General features: G+C 28.5%; 17 protein-coding genes, 1 pseudogene and 1 riboswitch. Of the genes and pseudogenes, 2 read left to right on the plus strand and 16 right to left on the minus strand.

From position 1 onward, the window contains the following. Window positions 1-5: 5 nt before the first annotated feature. The 11 genes from C8C76_RS09355 to C8C76_RS09405 form a co-directional block, all read right to left on the minus strand. A complete protein-coding gene (locus C8C76_RS09355; protein WP_108141012.1) occupies window positions 6-3,098 on the minus strand; it encodes a DUF499 domain-containing protein in 3,093 nt (1,030 codons plus the stop codon). A gap of 95 nt (window positions 3,099-3,193) precedes the next feature. After that, entirely contained in the window at window positions 3,194-5,155 is a 1,962-nt protein-coding gene (locus tag C8C76_RS09360) for a UvrD-helicase domain-containing protein (RefSeq protein WP_108141013.1), read from the minus strand. Next, entirely contained in the window at window positions 5,139-6,920 is a 1,782-nt protein-coding gene (locus C8C76_RS09365) for an ATP-dependent nuclease (RefSeq protein ID WP_108141014.1), read from the minus strand. Before C8C76_RS09365 ends, C8C76_RS09360 begins: the two co-directional genes overlap by 17 nt. A gap of 76 nt (window positions 6,921-6,996) precedes the next feature. Further along, on the minus strand, window positions 6,997-9,816 hold the full coding sequence (locus C8C76_RS09370) for a DEAD/DEAH box helicase (RefSeq protein WP_108141015.1): 2,820 nt from the start codon (window positions 9,814-9,816) through the stop codon (window positions 6,997-6,999). A gap of 2 nt (window positions 9,817-9,818) precedes the next feature. After that, a complete protein-coding gene (locus C8C76_RS09375; protein WP_181248185.1) occupies window positions 9,819-11,015 on the minus strand; it encodes an EH signature domain-containing protein in 1,197 nt (398 codons plus the stop codon). 4 nt (window positions 11,016-11,019) lie between these two features. Further along, window positions 11,020-11,787, minus strand: coding sequence for an OmpA family protein (locus C8C76_RS09380; protein WP_200769819.1), 768 nt, complete (start codon window positions 11,785-11,787; stop codon window positions 11,020-11,022). Then, on the minus strand, window positions 11,787-13,724 hold the full coding sequence (locus C8C76_RS09385; RefSeq protein WP_089655510.1) for a MotA/TolQ/ExbB proton channel family protein: 1,938 nt from the start codon (window positions 13,722-13,724) through the stop codon (window positions 11,787-11,789). The genes C8C76_RS09380 and C8C76_RS09385 overlap by 1 nt, the downstream gene beginning before the upstream one ends. Window positions 13,725-14,269: 545 nt before the next feature. Beyond that, window positions 14,270-14,407: a hypothetical protein gene (locus tag C8C76_RS09390; protein WP_181248186.1), complete on the minus strand. Its 138-nt coding sequence runs from the start codon at window positions 14,405-14,407 to the stop codon at window positions 14,270-14,272. Window positions 14,408-14,881: 474 nt separating this feature from the next. Next, entirely contained in the window at window positions 14,882-15,337 is a 456-nt protein-coding gene (locus C8C76_RS09395) for a hypothetical protein (protein ID WP_089655514.1), read from the minus strand. Window positions 15,338-15,471: 134 nt separating this feature from the next. Next, complete coding sequence (locus tag C8C76_RS09400) at window positions 15,472-16,263, minus strand: TRM11 family SAM-dependent methyltransferase (RefSeq protein WP_089655516.1); 792 nt, start codon at window positions 16,261-16,263, stop codon at window positions 15,472-15,474. 86 nt (window positions 16,264-16,349) lie between these two features. Then, on the minus strand, window positions 16,350-17,153 hold the full coding sequence (locus tag C8C76_RS09405; RefSeq protein ID WP_108141017.1) for a DNA-methyltransferase: 804 nt from the start codon (window positions 17,151-17,153) through the stop codon (window positions 16,350-16,352). Window positions 17,154-17,240: 87 nt separating this feature from the next. Here C8C76_RS09405 and C8C76_RS09410 point away from each other — a divergent pair, with 87 nt between their 5' ends. Next, complete coding sequence (locus tag C8C76_RS09410) at window positions 17,241-17,921, plus strand: MutH/Sau3AI family endonuclease (RefSeq protein WP_108141024.1); 681 nt, start codon at window positions 17,241-17,243, stop codon at window positions 17,919-17,921. Here C8C76_RS09410 and C8C76_RS09415 read toward each other — a convergent pair. Continuing rightward, complete coding sequence (locus C8C76_RS09415) at window positions 17,912-18,832, minus strand: DNA adenine methylase (RefSeq protein ID WP_108141026.1); 921 nt, start codon at window positions 18,830-18,832, stop codon at window positions 17,912-17,914. The two genes, C8C76_RS09410 and C8C76_RS09415, sit on opposite strands and share 10 nt — an antisense overlap. A 130-nt stretch (window positions 18,833-18,962) precedes the next feature. Here C8C76_RS09415 and C8C76_RS09420 point away from each other — a divergent pair, with 130 nt between their 5' ends. Next, on the plus strand, window positions 18,963-19,193 hold the full coding sequence (locus C8C76_RS09420; protein ID WP_375135307.1) for a helix-turn-helix domain-containing protein: 231 nt from the start codon (window positions 18,963-18,965) through the stop codon (window positions 19,191-19,193). Here C8C76_RS09420 and C8C76_RS15370 read toward each other — a convergent pair. The 4 genes and pseudogenes from C8C76_RS15370 to C8C76_RS09445 form a co-directional block, all read right to left on the minus strand. Further along, window positions 19,194-20,165 (minus strand): annotated as a pseudogene (locus tag C8C76_RS15370) (type II restriction endonuclease). Window positions 20,166-20,338: 173 nt separating this feature from the next. After that, window positions 20,339-20,707 (minus strand): hypothetical protein, encoded by a 369-nt coding sequence (locus C8C76_RS09435; protein ID WP_108141032.1) that lies wholly within the window; start codon window positions 20,705-20,707, stop codon window positions 20,339-20,341. A gap of 55 nt (window positions 20,708-20,762) precedes the next feature. Continuing rightward, window positions 20,763-21,065, minus strand: coding sequence for a hypothetical protein (locus tag C8C76_RS09440; RefSeq protein ID WP_108141034.1), 303 nt, complete (start codon window positions 21,063-21,065; stop codon window positions 20,763-20,765). Between the two features lie 77 nt (window positions 21,066-21,142). Then, a riboswitch (SAM riboswitch) is annotated at window positions 21,143-21,242 on the minus strand. Between the two features lie 59 nt (window positions 21,243-21,301). Continuing rightward, a complete protein-coding gene (locus tag C8C76_RS09445; RefSeq protein WP_108141036.1) occupies window positions 21,302-21,625 on the minus strand; it encodes a helix-turn-helix domain-containing protein in 324 nt (107 codons plus the stop codon). Between the last annotated feature and the right edge of the window lie 57 nt (window positions 21,626-21,682).

Raw genomic sequence — 21,682 nt, forward strand, 5'->3', positions numbered from 1 at the left:
TCTCCTTAATATTGACTAAATCTATTTTTATACATTTCTAGGTTGAATTCATTTTTTTCAAGCCATCTTAAAAAATCTCTGCCGCTTTTGAATTTTATCCCTGTAATATTAGCAGTTAAATCATGGGGCTTTTCTCCAACAAAATTATCTTTAATATTTTTTAGTTGTTCTTCTAACATATTCATATCATCTATTTCTACTTTATCTATCATAAAAGTCAAAGAAAAATCAGCTTTACCTCTACCTGTGATAATAAATTGTGCCTGTTTAAAAGTCGCATTTGTTTCATTTAAAAATTCAAGCTCCTCATATGTCGCTTTTGTTCCTTTTGGAGTTTGAGCTTCTGTTAATTTGACAGGCTTATCGCTATCAACTGTAACTTCATTTTCTTTAACTTCATACTGCAGCACATCAGATACTATATCATGTTCTTCATTTACTGCAACTGCCTGAATGTATTTTGCATTTTCAGGTATAATAATTGGTTCCTGATAAACGCCTCCATTTTCTTTTGGAGAAGAACCATCCGTAGTATATCTGATTTCACAATTACTTGGTGTTGCCTGCAGTTTTAGTGCATCTTTCCCTTTAATTGTTAACTCTTTATACTGCAGATTTATATCATTCTCCCATTTTACAGGATCTCCAGTTTCATTAACACCTTCTGAATCAACTGCTAAAAAGTAGTAGACTAAATCAGTTGCTTCAAACGAGTTATAGTTTTCTACTTTTTTGGAAGCCGTAGTCGGCTCTTGACCTATCTCATAATAAACTTCATCTGCATTAACTGGAGTAATGCGCAGTGTAGAAATACCACTTTCACTTACAGTGCTCATTTTTGTAACATTAACATTAGTTTCTTTTTTTGGAGGAGTTTTATCAATATAATTACCGTCTTTAAACCAGATTTCTTTCTGCAGTGAATCTTCCTTTAGTTCCCCAAGAGCATCCGGTTTATGCCACAGCCACCTTGTTTCAGTAGCAGTTCTTTCAATTAATTCATTCCAAGTCATTCTATCTCTTGTGAAGATAATTTTATCAAATCGTTTCCGTAATTTCTTTGGTTCAATATCTGTAGTAAACTTCATTTCACTGATTAAAGTGTTTTTAATTTCTTTTTCAGCATTAAAGTTGTTTTGAGAAAACTTCATAATTAAATTAGTATTTTTTAATACATTATTTCTGGGATAATACAAAGTCGTAAAAGTCTCTCTTAAACTGGAATTCAACCTGTTGCCAGTTTTATCTTTTAAATCCATAGCCTGCTGCATTTCACTGTCTCTGTCGCTGACATTATCGGCCTGCATTCTAAAAATTATATTATTAATTGCTCTAACTTTTTTGGCGGTTTCTAAAAGCTTATTCATAACATTTTTTTGACCTGTTAAAAACATAACTCGATTTTTATATTCTACTTCTTCAAAAAACTGCTTTAATTCACTTTTTAGGCCATCACTGCCCTCACTAGGTTCAGAAATTATTAAAGAAACTTTTTCTTTAGAGAGTTCAATTTCTTCAATTGAAGGGAAGACCATTAAGTTTTGATAGCAATCTTTATCATTAGGTTCAAACTCCTCTTCGAGTAAGTCTTTAATATATAATTTAGCCTGACTGCGGCTTAGATTTTTTATTTCATCCTGCATTTCTGCAACTACATTTTTAGTCTGTCTAAAGAGCAGTTTGTTATGATGTTTATATAAATACCAGGCTTTTTCCTGCAGTTCTTCAATACCGCTTCTGATTTTTGTGATATCTCTATTTGGAGCAACAAGATAAGTAAAGATCTCACTCACTGATAGACCCACTATTGCCTCTGTAGCTTTTGATAAAGAAGACATTAAGATAAGTTTTGAAACATCCTGAACATCCTGAGAATCTGTAGATTTATCGATTCTCTCTGCAACAGAGTGGCCGTTATTGGCAATATCATGGCTTATGGCATTTGTAAACTCTGGTTTAATTGATTTAATTTCATTAGCCATTTCAGCATTATTTAAATCAATATCATAAGGATTAATTAGATATAGATTATCAGCTTTGTCTGACTCTCTAAAAATACCTTTAAGCATCTTCTTAGTCAACCTGATAACACCACGAGTTTTTTGGAAACCCTGGTTTTCCTTAAATCTTTCGACTAAATCTTTAAAAGAAGGGTGGAAGGGATATGTATCTCTAACTGCTGAAGCAATTTCACTAGGCGCCTCATCTGTATAACCCATTTCTACAGCTTCTTTGACGCTGTTTTTAAAGCCATTAGCTACTTTATTGATTTCAGATTCATCTGGTAATCCTTCAAACATTCTAGTTTTCAAAATATCATAAAGATCATTACTGTTGCTTGATACAGGTTCTAGATTTAAAGAAAAACGATTTATTTCTCCATCGAGTTCTTTAAACATACCCTGAATTATTTCTGATTCTTCCTCATATGTAGCTTCAAGATCAGATATAACTAAGCAGACATTAGATAATTCTTTTTTATTTATAGCATTTAATAAATTTGCGATTGCTGTTGTTTCAATATCTAAAAGTGTACCCTGACCATAAGTTCTAGTCTTAGCATTATTTAAATATGGCGGCAGCTCATCTAATAATATAAGAGTAGGTGTAGAACTTTCCAGCAGGTTAATCCAGGCAGTTTGACCCGGCGCCTGAAGTGGAGAATAATATTCACTAAACTGTTCTTTTTTTCCCAGCTGTTTGGCAATTTCTCCCCAGGTGCCATAATTCATATCAGATTCTCTACCTGTAACAGATATTGTTCTAATCTCACCTTCTACATCATTATATTTGCCTTCAAGAATTTCTTTTCTCAATTTAGGATATTTAGCTAATAATCCCAGAGCAATCATGTTGTGAGTTTTACCTCCACCCATGGCCTGGGTTAGTTTAATAATGCTGTTTCCTGATCTGTTTCTAAATTTATTCATTGCGGTATCAAAAACTGTTTCCATGTTGTCGGTGATAAATGTTTCTTTAAAAAATCTTTCAGGATCAATGTTACCATTTTTCAAGTCTGAAAGATCTAAGACCTCATCTTTCATTGTTCTATCGAAGACACTTTTTCTAACCTTAACTGAATTAGCAAGAGTTTTCATAATTTATCTGTTCCCCCTCTTAATAATATATAATATCAATTTCTTTTCTATTTTCAAAACAAATTTTAAATTTGAGCGCGATTTAATTGAAATAATTATACCTCAATTACCTCCCAGACATCTTTATTAATATCAAATAGATATTTTTCATATCTATCTTGATGAACTGCAAATGCTAATAAATGTGTCGGTCTACTAAAACCAACATAAGCTATTCGAGCAGACTTTTTAGTTCTTTTATTATCTGAATCTGTAATTTTCTCATTCTTGAATTGCTTATTCAACCTCTGAGATTCATAAGATTTTGCATTCTCACCACTTCCATCTTTTTGATAAAAAGATTCTAAATATAATGTAGCAGTGTGAGTTTCTCCTTTAACCGAATGGACTGAACCTAATTCAATTTTTTTATTATTAATCTTGCACAAATGACAATCAAAATTATTTTTTTCTTCAACTATAATTTTTTTAGGAACCCTATTAATAAATTCAATAGATTTATTTTTCTCAATTCCAAAAACACCAAGGAAACCGTCCAAATAATCTTTAATATCTTCACAAACCTCAGAATTTTTCCCTTTAATTATTTTAGTGCTCCAATCATACAATTTTAACTTCAATTTTTCATATTGCTCTTTATTATTCTTTTTTAAATACCAAAAGAGACTCCTTTTTGTGTAATATCTATCATTATCTATATTAATTACATTTTCTATCCTAAGTATTTTTAAAAGTAAATTTAATAAATTATTATAAATTTCTTTGTAATTATTCTTAGAATTGATTAGATAGCTCTCTAATGAAGTATATTCTGTTTTAGAAGTAGATTTATTTTTATTAAATTTAGGGCAATAATCTGGAAGAGTATTTTTATTATCTTCTTTCTTTTTAGTAATCCAAGATACTGCTTTTATTGGATATTTGTAATCAGCAGGAATTTTATCATCAAGTTTTAGTTCATTAATTATTTTAATGAATCTCTGAACTACCTGACATTGATAATTATCGTCATTATAAATTAATAAATGTGGTTTTATTTCAGTATTTTCTAATTTTATACTCTTAATATCTGTAGAATTTAATGCAAAGTTCTGTAAAACATCAGCTATGTTTTTTGAAAACCTATAACTTCCAGTTATTTTAAGAGTATTTTCTCTAGATTTCCAGATTTCTTCTAACTTAAAGTTAGTTCCCCCACTATATATTGCCTGATTTCTATCTCCAATTCTTTGATAAATAGATTTACTATTACCATTATTATAAAATATTTTTTCCAATATATTATGTTGATGAATATCCATATCCTGCATTTCATCAACAAAAACATAAGAAAACCTTTTTTGTATTAAGTTTTTGATTTGAGGATATTTAATTAAATATCTATTAGCCAAATAATAAGCATCATCATAACATAAAATTCCTTGATTGAGTAAAATATTTTTCATTTTTGATAGTTTTCTATATGTTTTTCCAGAAGTATTTTTTAATGCAAAATCATCAGTTTTACTATTAATTCCAGAAATCAACATATTATTTTCATCAAATCTTATGTTTTGCAAAAAATCTAAAGTATTTGCTCTTTTATTTAGCCAAAAATTATCTCTTAAAACATTATTATAATAATTTTCTACTCTTTCATTATAAAAATCATCATTAATTTTTGAAATTTTCTCTTTAGTAACCTGGTTAAAAAACGGTTTAGCCAGATATTGATTAACAAAACTTTGAATAGTTCCAATAAAATTGGGATAAGAAAATAATTTAGCACAATATTCTCCTATTTCATTTTTTATTTCATCAACTGCATTATTGGTATGAGAAATCACCAGTATCCCTGAACCATCTTCAAATGGCAATTTTCTTTCTAAAATCAATAATTTAGCCAATAATGCTGTTGTTTTACCACTTCCTGGAACAGCATGCAAATCTATTGTTTCAAGATTTCTTATAAAATCAATTCTCTCATTTTTATCATCCTTAAACGATTCATCCTCATTTAATAATATTGATTCAGCATATTTAATATCTTTATCAGTTATATTAGTCTCCGCAGGCATATTTTATCGCCTCAATTAAGTATGATATTGGATCATCCTGGTATGTCTCTTCTTCATTTAGATTAATTCCTTTTAAAACACTTTCATTTCTAAGTGACTCTTCTATTTGGTAAGCAATTTTTGTTTTATTAAAACTTAAATTAGAATCTAACAATCTAATTGCTAATTCCTCTTCATAATTTTCAGTATCAAAAATCTGAGGATGAACTTGCTTTGTTGATTTTATAAAAATTTTGTTCAAAAAATCAGATTTATAAAAACACCATTCCAAAGTCCATCCAGATGAAATGAATGGTTTTACAATTGTTTGTGGTTTTTCCAGACTACTTTTGCCAAGATATTTAATTTTATTTTTCTTTTTAGTGATTTCTTCTTTACATTTTCTTTGATAAAATTCTTCATCCTTTTTCTCTATATTATCTTTTGTATATGCTGTAACATCAACATCATTTACAACCGATACTTTAACATTCATGGCATCAGGATTATATTTTCGCAAAAATATTTTGTAATAATGATTAAAACCCACATTCCCAACATTGATAACAGAAACTTCATTTTCAGTCAAATCATATCCAATTTCCTTAGCTAAGGTGGGAATAAGTATTTCTTCGGACCAACCTTCTACTAAAATAACACCTTTAGCAAAAAACAAATTTGATTTTGTAACATCAAGAAATTTCTCTAAGAATATGTAATCTTTTTCATTTAGTTCAGTATAATCACTCCCCATAGGGAAAGCATTATCATTAGTACAAATTATTAAATTTTCAAGTTTTATTTTTGAAGCTAAATTTGGACTGTGAGTTGTTAGAATTAATTGGATATCATTATTATCCTGTAATTTTTCTATTACTTTCATCTGCACTTGAGGATGAAGATGTGCTTCTAATTCCTCAATTAACCCCAGTTTTAAACCAGGCCAACTATCTCTTTTTAAATGTAATAATTCAACAGCCATAAATAAACGATTTAAAGTTCCTAAACCAGGATTATCAACATCTGAGATCGTCAATTCTAAAGTTTCCAAAACACTTCTTAAATTTGCTTCAGAAGTTCTAAACTCACTTTCCTTATTTTTATCATAAAAACCTTGAATAAAATCATCAATTACTTCTTTAACTTGGTAACCTTCATTCTCTGATTCTTTAAAATAACTAGAAATATCTTCATTGAACTCTTTGAATTTCTTGTATAAATCATTTTCTTCTTCATCTTTAAATATATCATGGCCTTTTAGGATTTGGGATAAGCGAGAATATCTTTTAGGAATTAACTCACTTTCAGCATCTCTTAATGGTTTTAGATAAGTTGTTTTTAAATAATGCCTTGCTTCAGCATTTAAAGGATAACCTTCTTTATCACTCCCAGCTCTAATATCTGCTGGAAGAATTCTTTCCTCATTTTTACTCACATCATAATTAACTTTTAAAAAGGGGTCAGCTTCTTCTTTTTCGCCTTCCCAACTTAACCATTCTGTAAAATATTTTGCTTCTTCAGGTTGTAAATCTTTAAATTCTAATTCTATTCTAAATCTATCAGAATTATAAAAAAAATCATCTTCAGTTACCCTAATCCATTCATAACTATGAGTTTTTAATACCATCTTAATTGCATCAATTATTGCTGTTTTACCTGAATCATTTTCTCCAATAAGAACATTTAAATTTTTGTTAAAATCTAAATTAAGATCTGGAGATTCAATATCTAATTCTTTTGAACCAAATTTTCTGAAGTTCCAGAGTTTTAAATTTGATAAATACATTAATTATCATTCCTAATTTTAGTAATTGCTTACTTAATAATAATTCTCTAATCATATTATAATACCTTTTAATTATTTATCCCATTTCTTGATCCATTTCTTTCATCAATTCTCCCTGAATAGGGTTATTAGGTACAATAATGTTTTTGGCTAATCTTTTCTTTTCCTCTAAAAGACGGTGCAGCTTTTCTTCAACTGTTTCTCTATCTGCAGTCATAATCGGATAATAGACATTAACTTCCTTTTCTTGGCCGATTCTATAGACACGATCAGTGGCCTGCTGTTCTACAGCTGGGTTCCACCAGCGGGTATAATGAATAACATGATTTGCTCCGGTAATATTTAAGCCGGTTCCAGCCGCTCTTGGAGATAATATCATACAGCCAAAGCCTTCACTTTCATTAAACCTATCCACTGAAGCTAAACGCTGTTTTGAATCACCATTAATTATTGGAATCTCCTGCAGTCCAAATTTTTCCCGAATTACTCTCTGCAAGATAAGCTGCATAATTTTAAAAGTAGTAAAAATTAGAGCTTTTTCGTTATTTTTTTCTACTTCTCTTAATATATTAATAACAGATTTCAGCTTTGGACCCTCATTTAATAATTCTTCTGCGCTTTTTAGATTCCAATCCTTATCCAAAAGAGCTGGATGAGAAGATAACTGTAGTAAAGACTGCAGTGTCCCTAAATGAGTTCTACCCTTAGAATTTTTTTCTTTTTCTATTATTTCTTTATATCTTTCTTTTTGTCTCTGGCTCATTTCAATTGTTTTGGTAATATCTTTTTTCTCAGGCAGTTCATCTTTAAGCTCACCCTCTTTTGTCCTTCTCAAAAATACAGGTTGAATTTTTTCCTTCAGCATAGCTTCATATTTTTCATATTCTTCTGGAGTATTTGAATTCTCAATTGGTTTCACAAAATTATTTTTAAATTCTTTAAAACTGTCTAAAAGACCAGGTTGGGCAAAATCATAAATAGACCAGAGATCTGCAACAGTATTTTGAACAGGTGTGCCGGATAAACCCAACCTCAGCTTTGCCTTTTGAGCTTTAACAGCATGAGCTTTTAAAGTGCTTTGATTCCTAATAGCCTGAACTTCATCACAGACTAATATGGTCCAATCTATTTCTCCCAACAGAACCTGATCACTAACTAAAGTGCTGTAGGTAGTTAAAACTACATCAGACTGCTTAATAACTCTGCTATTTTTATTACGAGAACCACCTAAGTGGATATATACTTTGTTGATTTCTGGTGAAAATTTCTTTATTTCATGCTGCCAGTTTTCTAATAGAGATTTAGGGGCAGCTATTAAGGAGGGAGACAATTTATTGTCTGCTTTTAAGCTGGCCATCAAAGCAATAACCTGTATTGTTTTTCCTAAACCCATGTCATCAGCTAATAAACCACCTAATTTTGAATCTTTTAATTTATGCAACCAAACATATCCTCTTTTTTGGTAGGGTCTTAATTCACCCTTAAATAAGCTTGGTGATTGATAAATAACACCATCTTCCTGCAGCTTACTTCTAAAATCTATCATCTGCTCATTATATTCAAGCAGATCAATATTTTCATAAATGTCAAAAATATAATTAAGATTTTCTTTATTTACTTTACCATTGGTCTTGATTTTATCTACTTCTTTTGCTCCTTCTATAAAATCTTCACTTTCTTTAGGAATTTTAACCCAGTTATCATTATAAAGCACATAGTCTTCACCCTTTTCTCTAGCTTCTTTTACCAGCCTTTCAAATTCACTGAGCTCAATTTGTTCCTCATCAGCTTCATCACTTTCATTTTTAATATTAACTCCAACATCGATATCAAACCAGTCAATCTGATCAGTTTTGGAAGAACTAACATATGGCTGAGCTTTGTAAACTCTTTCTTTAAGTCCTTTTACTCTTTCACTAAACTTTTCTAAATCTATGTTATCTGGTAGATACTTCATAGGATTTTCAATAAAGTCAGGCACCTGGGATCCTGTTAATTCTCTATTTGCTGATGCCTGTTTATAACTTTCTTTACTTTCAGGCCCAATAAAGACTCTTTGGTTTTTGCCGCCAGTTTTATTAACTGTATAATTATCATTATTATTTATTGCTTTTTCAGCATCTTGATTTAACTGATCATCCAAATCATTAAATTTAGGGTTGAGTTTTAAATAATCAATAGATTCTAATTCAATATCTATATCTAAATCTTCAGGAAAGAAATATTCTTCTCCCTCTAAATATGGGTTGAATTTAATATTTAATTTTTTTGCTTTAGATTTAACCTTAGCAAAATATTCAAATTGCTCTTCTCTTTCCTCTGGAGGATTATCTATTAAATCAAGGACTTCAGTTAGTTTTTTATTTAAAACATAAGCCTGATTATCATTTAAAGGAAAAAATGGGCCAGCTCTTTGATAAAACTTACTTATATACCCTTCCTGCTCAGCTTTGATTATATATTTTAATTTGAAATTACTGCTGCCGATAACACCACTGTTATCTATAGTAATTTCTAAGTCTTCATCAGGTTTAAGTCCGAGCAGTTCATTTAATTTTCTGTTACCTTCTCCCAAACTCTCTTCATCTTCGGCAGAATTTTGATACTGATATATTGTATCAATATGCAGAAAATAACTTCCATCACCTTTTTCTATTAATTCCTCACTGTGCCAGGTACCTTCAAGAATCTGCAGAGAAAGATAAAAATCTTTATTGATTAAATTTCTTAAATCAAAATATTTGCCATAAGTAATTGGAAAACTTAGCTTCTCTCTTTGCCCATTATCAATTTTGTTAATTTCAAACTCAATTCCATTTTCTAAAAGAGTCCGCTTTATTTCTATCTCAGGCTCTGATTTATTTGTTTTGAAGTTATTTTTAAAGAAGTTGAACATATTTATCTCCTTCCAGCTCTAAGTTCTTTAATCATTTTATCTGCTTTATGCTGCCAGCTGCTCATATGATTAACTTTATATACATTTTTATTTCCCATATTTCTTGCTTCATAGGTATATTTTAATGAATTATTATTTACAGCATTGTGTTTATTCATATATTGTGCCAAATTTTGTTCAAAGAAATCTTTTTTATAAAAATAAACTGCATTACCTAAATCACCAAATTCAACAACCACAAAATTATCAAAAGTTAAAAATAACTGCAGATATTTTTTAACATAATCTACCTTTTCCATAATATCAACCTGTTTTTCCCAATAAGAAAATCTTTTCTGAGCTTCTTCTTGGTCAGTAGTTATGCTGTCAAAAAACTCTTTTAGTTTTTTATAGTTAAACCAAGCTGCAGCCTTTTCTTTAGCCTTTTTATCAATCTCATTCCAAGCAGTGCTGTAATCTTCTCTTGGATCACCCAAACGATCTTTAATTATATACATCAGCTCTTCTTCATATTCCTTATCTTTAAAAACAAATAGATAATTTTCAACCACTGCTTTTAGATTTTTGATTTCTAATTCTTTAAAAACTTTGATTAAATTGTTCTTATCTTCTCTAAGAAAGACCGGCTTAGTACCTTTACTAAGTAAATCTGCTGCTAATCTTTTAGAAATTTTATTCTCAAATATTAAATCTAGCTTGTCTAAAAAATAAAATAAAGTAATTTTATTGTTTTCAATATACTTTCTCATATTAATTAGAGGTGAAGAATCTTTAAATATAGTATCTAAAACTTTTTCCTGATCATTTAATTTAGAAAATGAAGCTAATAAATTACCAAGCAAACTGCTTAAATCTTTATTTGTATAATCCTCAGCAAAATTATTCCACAAAATCTTAATTATAAATTTATCTTTTTTATGTAATATGATATTATTTATTTTTTTATACAACTCATGAGGAATATTGCTATATTTAATTGCTAAGGCAATTATTTCTTCAGTTTTTAATGAATCTGCTAAATATATTATTTTATCTAGACTAAATTCTCTTATTTTCTTTAATAACTCCTCTAAGTCTACTTCTTTTGCTTTTTGAGATTTAATTTTATAAATGTCTGCTTTGGTGGGGAATGTTTTTTTGATTTTATTTTTCACTGCAATTAATTTAGATGGCTGAAAAGAAAAGCTATTAAATTTCATACGATCATTCTCCCAATGTATTTTTAATATCATTTATCATTTCAGTATCTTTAAGTCTAAATTTAAATTCTACCCTGCGAGATTTTTCTCTATTAATTTCTCCATTTTTATTTTTAATTGGCTGACTATATGAACGACCATTAGCAGTTAGATAATCTCTTAATCTATTCTTATATTTAAAATCAGTAAAACTTTCATCATAAATTTGAGTAACAACTTCAAACGCTCTATTTTGTGATAATTCTAAATTATACATATAGCTGCCCACATCGTCAGTGTGACCCTCAATAATAATCTGAGCTACATATTCTTTAAAATCAGGACCCAATAATATTTCAACATATTGAGGAATAAAGCTTTCTAAAAATTTAATACCCTCGTCTGTTATCTCAGTGCTGTCTGTATTAAAAAACACTCCGCCCGGCAGGCGAATAGCTCCTGTTTGAGAATCAATCTCTAAACTTAAATCTGTATCAGCAAATTTCTGCTGTAAAGCAATAATTATTTCTTCTCTAACTCCTAACAATTTATCTATCTCTTTTGTTTTTGTTTCTATTTCATTTTTTTGCTTTTCAATTTTCTCTTCTTGTGCAGTAGCCTTAATTTCAGCTTCTACTGCTGCCTGTTCTGCACTTCTTGCATCTAACATAATTACAGATAACAGCAGAATAAACATTAATAAAAGAGCAGCCATAATATCAGCATAAGAAATCCAAAAATTGGCCTTTTCTTCTTGACTATCAATCTTACTTTCACGAAAAAAATTAAACACTAATTATCCCCCCTCAGCCGAGAGAAAAAACTAGATTTATCTTCGTTCTCTTCCATTTTATCTCTTATATAATTTAATTGATCAATAATTTCTTTTTGTTTTTCTCTTTCTTCTTTTAATTCAGCACTAATTGGTGTAATATTATTTTCAACTTCTTTTTTAACATCATTTTTTAAATTTTTATTATTTTCTTCTAAAATTGTTTCAATTTTTTTATTTTCTTCCTGGACAGCCTTAGATATATCTGTCAGTTTATCACCTAAAAGCGATTCTTGTTTATCTAAAACATCCAATATTTCCTTTCGATCAATTTTAAATTCATCTAAAAGATTTTTTAATTGATTAAATGAGTTTGGAATATCTTCTAAAGAATTATTAACCTCAGTAATTGTAACTGCTAATCTATCGGATATTTCACTTAAATTTTCATCAAAGCTGGTAAAGGTTCTTTCAAGACTTTCATGAGTACTATCTGCAAATTGTTCAATCGCTCCATTAAAGTTATTATTAAGTTCTGTAAAACTGGACTGCACATTATCCCAGTATTTCTCTATATTATCTAACTGTATTTCCATTTCGTCAATATGTGAATTTTTCTTCTGATCAAATTTCTCCTGCTGCTCAATTAAGATTTCTAATTTATCATTAGTTTTTTCTTCTAAGCCGCTAAGTTTCTCCCCCAGTGTATTTAACTGTTTTATATTATGATTTAAATTAGCATTTAAATCATCAAACTGCTTCACATACTGCTGAACATTATTTAATAACTTCTCGGTATAATCAAGCATATCATTTTGCTTAACTGCTCCCTGCTCTAAAGTAGAGATCAAACTTTCCATTTCTTTTTTACTTTCTTTCTGCCAGCGGATCATATCTTCTAAAGTAACTCTTAAGGCAGTAAATTGATTATCAAAACTCTCATTAAATGTTTTCATAAATTTATCAACCATTTTATCTATACTTTCACTCTGTTTATCAATTGATAAATCAGCTAAATTATCCATAATATTATGCATTTCTTCAATTTGAGGTGCAATACTTTCAGAAACAATTTTTTCTACACCTTCAATCATATCCTTTTGGTTTTCTTTAGAAGCTTCAACAAAATTATTTAGATTATTATCAATACTGTTCATAGAAGGTTTTAAACTTTGATCAACTGCTTCTTTAACTCCGTTAACTAATTCTGGAATAAGAGTATCAGTATAAAATTCTTGAGTAGCCCTCAGCTGTTTTTCCTGGTTTTCTACAATATTATCTATGAGATTACTCTCAATTCTAATTGGCAAATATTTTCTCAATGTATTGTTTAATCTATTAATTTCTTTTTCAGTAATATTATTATATTTTTTATTCCAATAGTTATAAATTATAGAACAAAAAATTGCAACTAAGGAAGAAATAAATGAAATCTGCATTGAACTTATTAATGGTGGAATGCTATTTCTAATATTCTCAGCATTTGCAATATTTAAATTCCATAAACCAATAATTAAACCAAAAAAAGTACCCAAAATACCTATTGCAGTTAATGTACTTGGTATATTATCAGACACTTTTTTATTAAGAAAATTTGAAAATATACTATTTTGATTTATGTAATGTTCTGGATCAATAATGTTCTTATTATTGTTATTTTTAATCATAATAATATAATCTTCTAATATATCGTTTATGATAAAATTATTTTTTCCAATTAAGGACTCAATTTCTAAAATATTATTTAAAGAATTATTATCTAATTTCTTATCCAGCGTAGTTCTTAATTTAAAAATATTATTTTTTAAGTTTTTAGTTGGAAGTATATTTTTATACCACTGATAAATTGTAAATCCAATTGTAAATAAAACAAAAATAATAACTATTAGCCAATTAATAGATAATCCAATTGTTATTGATATTTCATTAATTAGTTGATTTAAATTAATTATAACCACCTCATTCTAAATATTATGTCGATTAAAGTCGTAATTTGTCACATATATTTTTTATAATAACTTTTATTTCCTAATATTAAATATTCGTTAAATATTGGTGTTTTCCTGCTTTGAAGGTGTTTTTCTTTAGCCTAACATAAAAGTATGACAGCCTTATGTCGCGAACTGGTGTATAAATGCAAAAAACCCTCCTCAAACGAGAAGGGATAATTATAAATTATTCAAAATTAATTCAAATGCTTTTTCTTCAAGTTTTTCACTTATCCAAATACCATTGTTTCTCATATTATTAATAGCCTTTTTAAGACCAATATTCTCTCCATTATTTATTGCAGAAATAATTTAACAGCCATTGCCATTTTTGCTTCTCTTTCAAAAACTTCTGAACTTTCTTGAAGCAAATCAGGTAATGTGTCAGGATACTCTATTTCAATTTTTTTGTTCATATTAATTACCCCATCAATACTTTTGATTTCTTATATTTATACTATAGCATTATAGTTTAAATGCAACAAGAAATTCTTAGCATTATTATTGATTTTAAATTAGTAGATCAAACATAATATTAAAATTATTGAGCTAAATCTATCCTGTAATCCATCAGCTTTTTTTCTATAATAATCAGAAAGATTCTCTTCAATAAAATCAACTAAATCCTCCTGTCTGGCCTGCCCAAAAGCCATTCTGTAGACTGCCAGTGATTTTTTCAGCTGATCTAAGTGGCTGCTTGCCCTGCTCATCGGATAACAGGAGATATGTCTTTCTATAGCATAATTTTCTTCCTCTTCATTTTCAAAAATTCAGAATGGTTCTAGATCATTCATCTCTTCTTTTCTGTCTTCAGCTGCCTAACTTCCATAGATGTCAGTACTTCGATAATAGGGGAAGAAGGGGGCATCCAGATTATAATCCCCAACCCCTTTGATATTTTCGCTGTGTAGCTTTGTTATAGGATGAAATTTTAATATACACTTCCAGTATACATTATCAATTTATCCTGGTCATAGACCGCCTCCTCTAGTATTCCTTCAAAGTATTGAAAAACATTTTCATGAGCTGCTATTACATCAGCTGTGGTTAATGGTCTATCAAACCATCTACATATTTGTAGCGAAAATGGGAGAGAGCAAAAGCTATCAGATAGAGAGTTTATCCTGTTAATTCATCTGCTTTGTAGACCCATTTTCACCCATATCAGCCTGCATCTGCTGTCCCATTGCTGGATCTTCAACTGCCTCATAATCTCTAGTGTGCCTTGATCTGGGAATATCATGTTCTTTTCTTAAATATCTGATGTAGTTTCTGAGAGTACCTTCAGTAAATCCAGGATAACCCTGAGCTAGTTCTTCAATTCGATCATATATTACAGATGAGAGAATGTTAGGATGTTTTTTAAGCAAATCTAAGATTTCATCGTGATATTTATCTGCCTTTTTAGCTCTGGTATTCATTGATTCAAGTATTTCGTCAATTTCTTCCAGTGATAAATCATAGTACTTATTGAGTGTTGGCCGACTAATTTTAAGCTTTCTTGCAATATGGGATTTGCTGAACCCCATTTCTTTTAATTGCTGGAGTTGTATATACATTTTATATCCATTTACTTTACTCAATATTTCTGCCTCCTTTTAGGATTATTTAAAGAATATTATATCCTAAAAGAGCAGATTATGATACTGGATTAATTTAGTATATTTACCATCATAAAGTTTATTTTTTTACATTATCTAGCAATATCAGTAAAATCTTATTTATTGTCTACATCAATTTTACTGCTATACTTATATTTGTCCAAATCATCATTTTTTTTAGGCTTTCTAAAAACAAACAAATGCTCATGTTTAATTAAATAAAAATTATAATTTTTGATTTTGTTTTGCCAATAAGAACTTCTTTTACAGTTGTGCTGTAATTTAATTATTTCTTCTTTTAAAATAAATCCTTTCTTCAAAAATATATTCAATAAATAATAAGATAAAGGCACGTAGTGACTGTGTTTTCTGGTATCACCAATTAAAATTGCACAATAGCAATTATTTTTTAAAACTCTATATAACTCAGCTGCAGCCTTAGAAATTTCTTTTAAAAATATTTCTAGTCTATTTATTGTAGATAAATCATTTTTAATTTTACCTTGAGAATAGTTAATTATATTAAAATAGGGTGGATGAGTTATTATTAAATCAATACTCCTGGATTTAATAACAGTTAAATCTCTAACATCACCTAGTATTATTTTAGGCTGATATTTGTAATCATCTTCAAATTTTAATTTATTTTCAGTTATTTTAACAGCTTCGGGATTGATATCAATACCAATACTGCGCCTATTTAAAAGTTTAGATTCAATTAAAGTAGTGCCACCGCCCATCATAGGATCTAGTATAAGATCTCCTTTTTTAGAATAATTCAAAATAATATTTCTAGGAACTTGAGGTGCAAAATTACCTCTATATTCAGAACTATGTGTTTTCCAACTTCCTCTTTTAGGAAATGACCAGACAGTTGTATTCTCTCTTTTGAAATTAGTATTAGTCATATTATCGCCCCTCTTAATATTTTTTACTATTATACCATTATTTGTAAAAAATAGCAAAAGAAAAAGACACATTAAATTATGTGCCTTTAAAATAATTTTAATTTCCTACTAAATTCTTTATGTCTTTTTATTGTGAGATCAAGATACTCTTTTTCTAGATCAATACCAATATATTTTCTACCTAAATCTGCTGCAGCCATTCCAGTTGTTCCACTACCGTTAAATGGATCTAATATAACCATATCTCTTTCTGTTGAAGCTTGAACAATTCTTTTTAATAAATTTATTGGTTTTTGAGTAGGATGTTTACCATGCTTTTTTTCTTTTTTTCTCAATGAACCAATCATCCAGACATCTTTCATCTGCTTATTATTATTCATTGATTTCATTAAATCATAATTGAAATAATGATTGCTATCTTCAGATCTTTTAGCCCAAATAATTGTTTCGTTAGAATGAGTAAAAGTTCTACATCCTAAATTAGGTGGTGGATTTTTCTTAAACCAGACCACATTATTTAAAATTTTGAAATCCATTTGTTGTAAAGCCATTCCTAAAGAATAAATATTATGATAAGTTCCTGAAATCCAGATAGTTCCATCTTCAGTTAAAATTCTTCGTGCTTCTTTGATCCAAAGAGTGTTGAATTCATGAATTTCATTGATATTATCTTTTTTATCCCACTCTCCTTTATTTACTGATACCATTTTACCTGATTTACAGGTTATGCCATCATTAGAAAGAAAATAGGGTGGATCAGCAAAAATCATATCAATAGATTTTTCTTTTAAATTCTTCATTAACTCTATGCTATCACCTTTAAGCAAGGTGAAATTATTTTTATTATAATATATATTTTCTTTATCAATTGATTTTAATATTTCTTTCATAATAATCCTACTTTCATTATAAGTGAATTTTTATAATTATTATTTTGAGATACAATTATTGTAATAGCTTATAAAGGAGTTGAAAATATGAAATTAGAAAATGCAATACAAGTTTTAGAACCAATAACAAATAAACCATTTAAAGATTTTTTAACTGATGAACAAATGAAAGGTATAAGAATTAATAAAGGTTTAACAGGACAGTTATTGGAATTACAATTAGGTTTAGAAAATTCTTCGCGCAATCTTGATTTTGAAGATGGTGAATTAAAATCAAATAAAGTAGATATTGATGGTAAACCACTTGAAACTATGTACATAAAACAAATATCAAGTATGATTGATGATTTGCTTTCCGAAAAAAATTTTTTTGAGACTAAGCTATATAAAAAAATAAATAATATACTTCATGTTCCCGTGTATAAAGGTTCAAGAAAAAATAAAGTAAATAGAAAAGAATGGAGACTACTTCCATATATACATATAAAACTATCAGAACATCCTCAACTTAAAAAACAACTCGAAGAAGATTATTATAATATTTGTAAATTAATGAAAAAACAATTAGATAAAAGTCAAAACTCATATCTCCACACTTGTAATGGTAAGTATATTCAAATTAGAACAAAAGATAGTAAACCATATAATGCTATTTATTCAAATGTCTATAATAGGATTGTATCTGATAAAAACAGGGCTTTTTATTTCAAAAAAGAATTTATCAAAAAAATTCAAGAGTTTTCTTCTAGTTATCCTATTCAGTTATAATTCTTAATAACTAGTTCAGTAATTTCTCCTCTTTTAGCAGCATTAGAATTAATTGATCTCTTGGCTGATACTTCTGAAATATCAAATTCAGAATATAATTCTTCAAAAAAATCATCTTTGGAGTCTGTATTTTTGGGATTAGAATTGCTAAGCATTAAAAAGGCCTCTTCACTAATTTTTTCTGCCCAATCAGCTAATCTCTTTTGACTTTCTTCATTGAAGTCTGCTCTAGCATATTTAGTAAAGCTTTTAGTTCCTGGTAACGGTCTATATGGGGGATCAATATAAATAAATGTCTGATCCTCTATATATTTTTCTGTTTTTTCAAAATCACCAGAAGTTAAAATAACGTTTTCTAATGCTTTACTAACTGCTATTAAGTTTTCTTCATTACAAATAGTCGGGTTTTTATAACGTCCAATTGGAACATTAAATTCTCCACTCTGATTTTGTCTATAAAGACCATTAAAACAAGTTCTATTTAAGAATATAAATTTAGCTGCATGCTCGATATGAGCTTTAGTAAATTGATTAAAATTAAGTTCTTTTTTTTCATCATTAAAATTATCTCTTCTTGCATAATAAATTTCTTTTCTATTTTCAGTCTCTAAAGGTAAGTATTCTTCTTCCATTTCCTTTAACCGTTCAATAACTGCATCTACTTCATTTTTTACAGATTTATAGGTATTTATCAATTCATGATTTGCATCGTTTAATACTATCTTTTCAAAATTATAGTGTTTTGTTAATTCAAAAAATACTGCACCTCCACCTACAAAAGGCTCAATATATGTTTTAATCTCATTATTTTTTAAAGTCAATGGATACTCTAATTCAAACTGCCCAAGTAGTTGTCTTTTACCTCCAGCCCACTTTAAAAATGGTTTTGCTTCAATTTCAGTAGCTAACATAAATAATTCCTCCCATTCAAAACTTCCTTATTTATTCTAACATATTTTATACTTTCTGTCTGTTATTTTATCATATTTTCACTATAAGTGAAAGATAATTCTTCAAATTTATATTATAATATCATTGTAGGTGATAATATTGGAAAAAAGAAATGAAATTTACAACCAGATTGGTCAAAAAATAAAAAAGTATAGAAAAGAAAAAAAGCTAACTCAAGTAGAGTTAGCTGAAAAACTAGATATAAGTATTAGTTATCTTTCAAAAATTGAAGCCAAAAACTGTAGAAAAAGCTTCTCTTTAGATCTTTTAGTTAACATTGCAGAAACTTTAGAAATAGATATAAAAGATTTTTTTGATTAACTATCTTAATACCTCTTCTAAAGCTCCTTCTGCAATCAATTTTGTTGTAAACAGATAATCAATTTTATCAAAAGTTTCTCGTAATGGTCGTTTTGCTGTTTTCCAACCTTTACCATCAGTGATCCAAATAAAAGCTTCTACGTTATTCTTAGGTTTTAAGAGATTATTTAAAGAAATATATTCTCCAGCTACTGACTTCAATTTTGAACCACCAGAAGTATAAAAATTAGTTTCAATTAAAACAACTTTATTTCCTTTTTTTATTGCAAAATCATATCTTCTAGAACTTTTATCAACTGGTGTTTCTATATTCCACTTTCTTAAAATTTTCTTTTTGCTGGCCTGCTCAAGATATTCTAATCCTAATTTATTACATTCTTTTTCTATTTACCATTTTGTGATTTTCTCCATTAAAAAACCACTTCTGTTTTTCCTGCCATTAGTACCAATTCCAACTTCTAAGCCTATCATATAATCTACAATATTTTTAATCTGCTTATTTTTTAATAATTTTAAAAGTCCAATACCATCACAAAATTCTATTATATCTTCGATCTCTTTTTCTGTATAGCTACTCTTTTTTCTAAAACTATATTTTTTATATTTCCAGTCATCTCCACGATAATCAACCAAAACTTCTACACTTTTCTTTCTAATTGCAACAAGTATTGGGATTACATTTACTACTGATGGATGTTTTTTTATTAATTCTTTAAATTCTGTTTTAATATCTTCTTTCCCAATTAAATAATTTAACAAATTTAATTCCATTTCGATATTTTTAACTTTATGAAATATCTTTGACCAATCAATAAAATAGTCAAAAGTTCGATTTGAATGCCGTAGATTTTTAATTATGTAATTAAATATTTGATCTTCATTAGCTCCTAACTCAGAATAGCAATTTAAATAGTTCAATTTATTTCCTCCCTCACTAAATTTTAATAACTTATAGAAATAAAAAATACTCATTGGAATACATAAAAAATAATTGTTATTTACTAATATTAATATTCTTTGAAAACAACTTAAAACCTTCTTTTAAGGTAATTTTATATATTATAAATCAGGCCGCTGACACGATTATGTAGCAAACTAATGTATTTCGAAAAACTCCTCCTCAAAATAAGAAGGAGTCTTAATAATTAGTATTTTATATTTCTATTAATTTCTTCTCTTTTCTTCTTGGCTGCCTCTCTCATATTTCTAAAATAAATACCTGCTCCACCGATTTCAGCCGTCATCTGCCCATCAATAATATAATCAATTTTATCTTTTATTTCTTTTATTGAATTATTAAGTTCCTCAGGTTTTAGATTATAGAGCTCATTCTTAATACTTTTTATATCAGACTTTAATTCCTCAACAGGCGGCTTAACTAAAAATTTCTTCCCATTTAATAATTTAACTACTGTCATTTCAAACTCAATTAATTTCATTTCAATTTCAAAAGTATCCAGTTCCTTATATTTCTTTTCCAATTCAGCAATATCTTTCTGCAGTTCTAATAACATTTAATCATCTCCCAATATTATTTTTTAATATTAGAGAGATGGACCCGGCTGAAAGTTATCCTAGATGCTCAGTCTTAATTTCTTCAATCTCTTCCTGCAGCATTTGATCAATTTTTGTGCTGTAATTATCTCTTTTCTGTTTAACTATATTTTCAAGATTTTGGTGCCACTCTTCTTCTGCATGAGGACATTTAAAACGATCAAATCTTGTTTTCTTTTTGGCCATTGCTGAGCCAAAATCTTTATAGTCTAAAACATTTCTTTTTACCTCACATTTGCTGTCACAGACATTACAGTACATTTCTTCTTTTTCACCTGGAGCTTTATTAAAAACTGTCAGGCCAGTAGTATAAGTCATAGTAAAAACCTCCTTTTTTAGACATTAAAAAAACTCTTCTCAATAAGAGAAGAGCTTATAAATAATCATCAGCTTCTTTCTTATCTTTCAGCACAACTGCTGCGGAAATTAGCACCTTCCCTGACGGGGGTTGCTGGGTTTCACCGGGTCCGTTCCCTCCACCACTCTTAATAAGAGTAGAATTATTAAATTGTGATTATATATTAACATAGAATTTGATTTATAGCAAAATATTTTTAACCAGCTTTATTATCAATTATTTTATTAAATTCAATTTTTATTATACTTTCTTGATTAGGATTTAAATTGATATTAGCATCTAAAACCTTAGCTAATTTAAGGAGTGTACTTAATTTAGGCAGAACTTCTTCTGACTCCAGCCTGGCAATCGCCGACTGCTTTAATCCAGATTTTTTAGCCAGATCTGTTTGAGTCATGTTTTGATCAAGTCTTAATCTTATTAAATCAGCTGAAATTTTAGATATTAAAATATGACGCTCATACTCTTCTTCTGACATAGACGACTTTACTATTTGATCAAATTCATCCAAATTGTTCATTGTATTAACCCCCTAATCAACTTTCACTCACTTCAATTGATTATAACATTGATGTTA

Origin of the sequence: Halanaerobium saccharolyticum, from assembly GCF_003053565.1 — a bacterium.
Lineage (GTDB): Bacteria > Bacillota > Halanaerobiia > Halanaerobiales > Halanaerobiaceae > Halanaerobium > Halanaerobium saccharolyticum_B.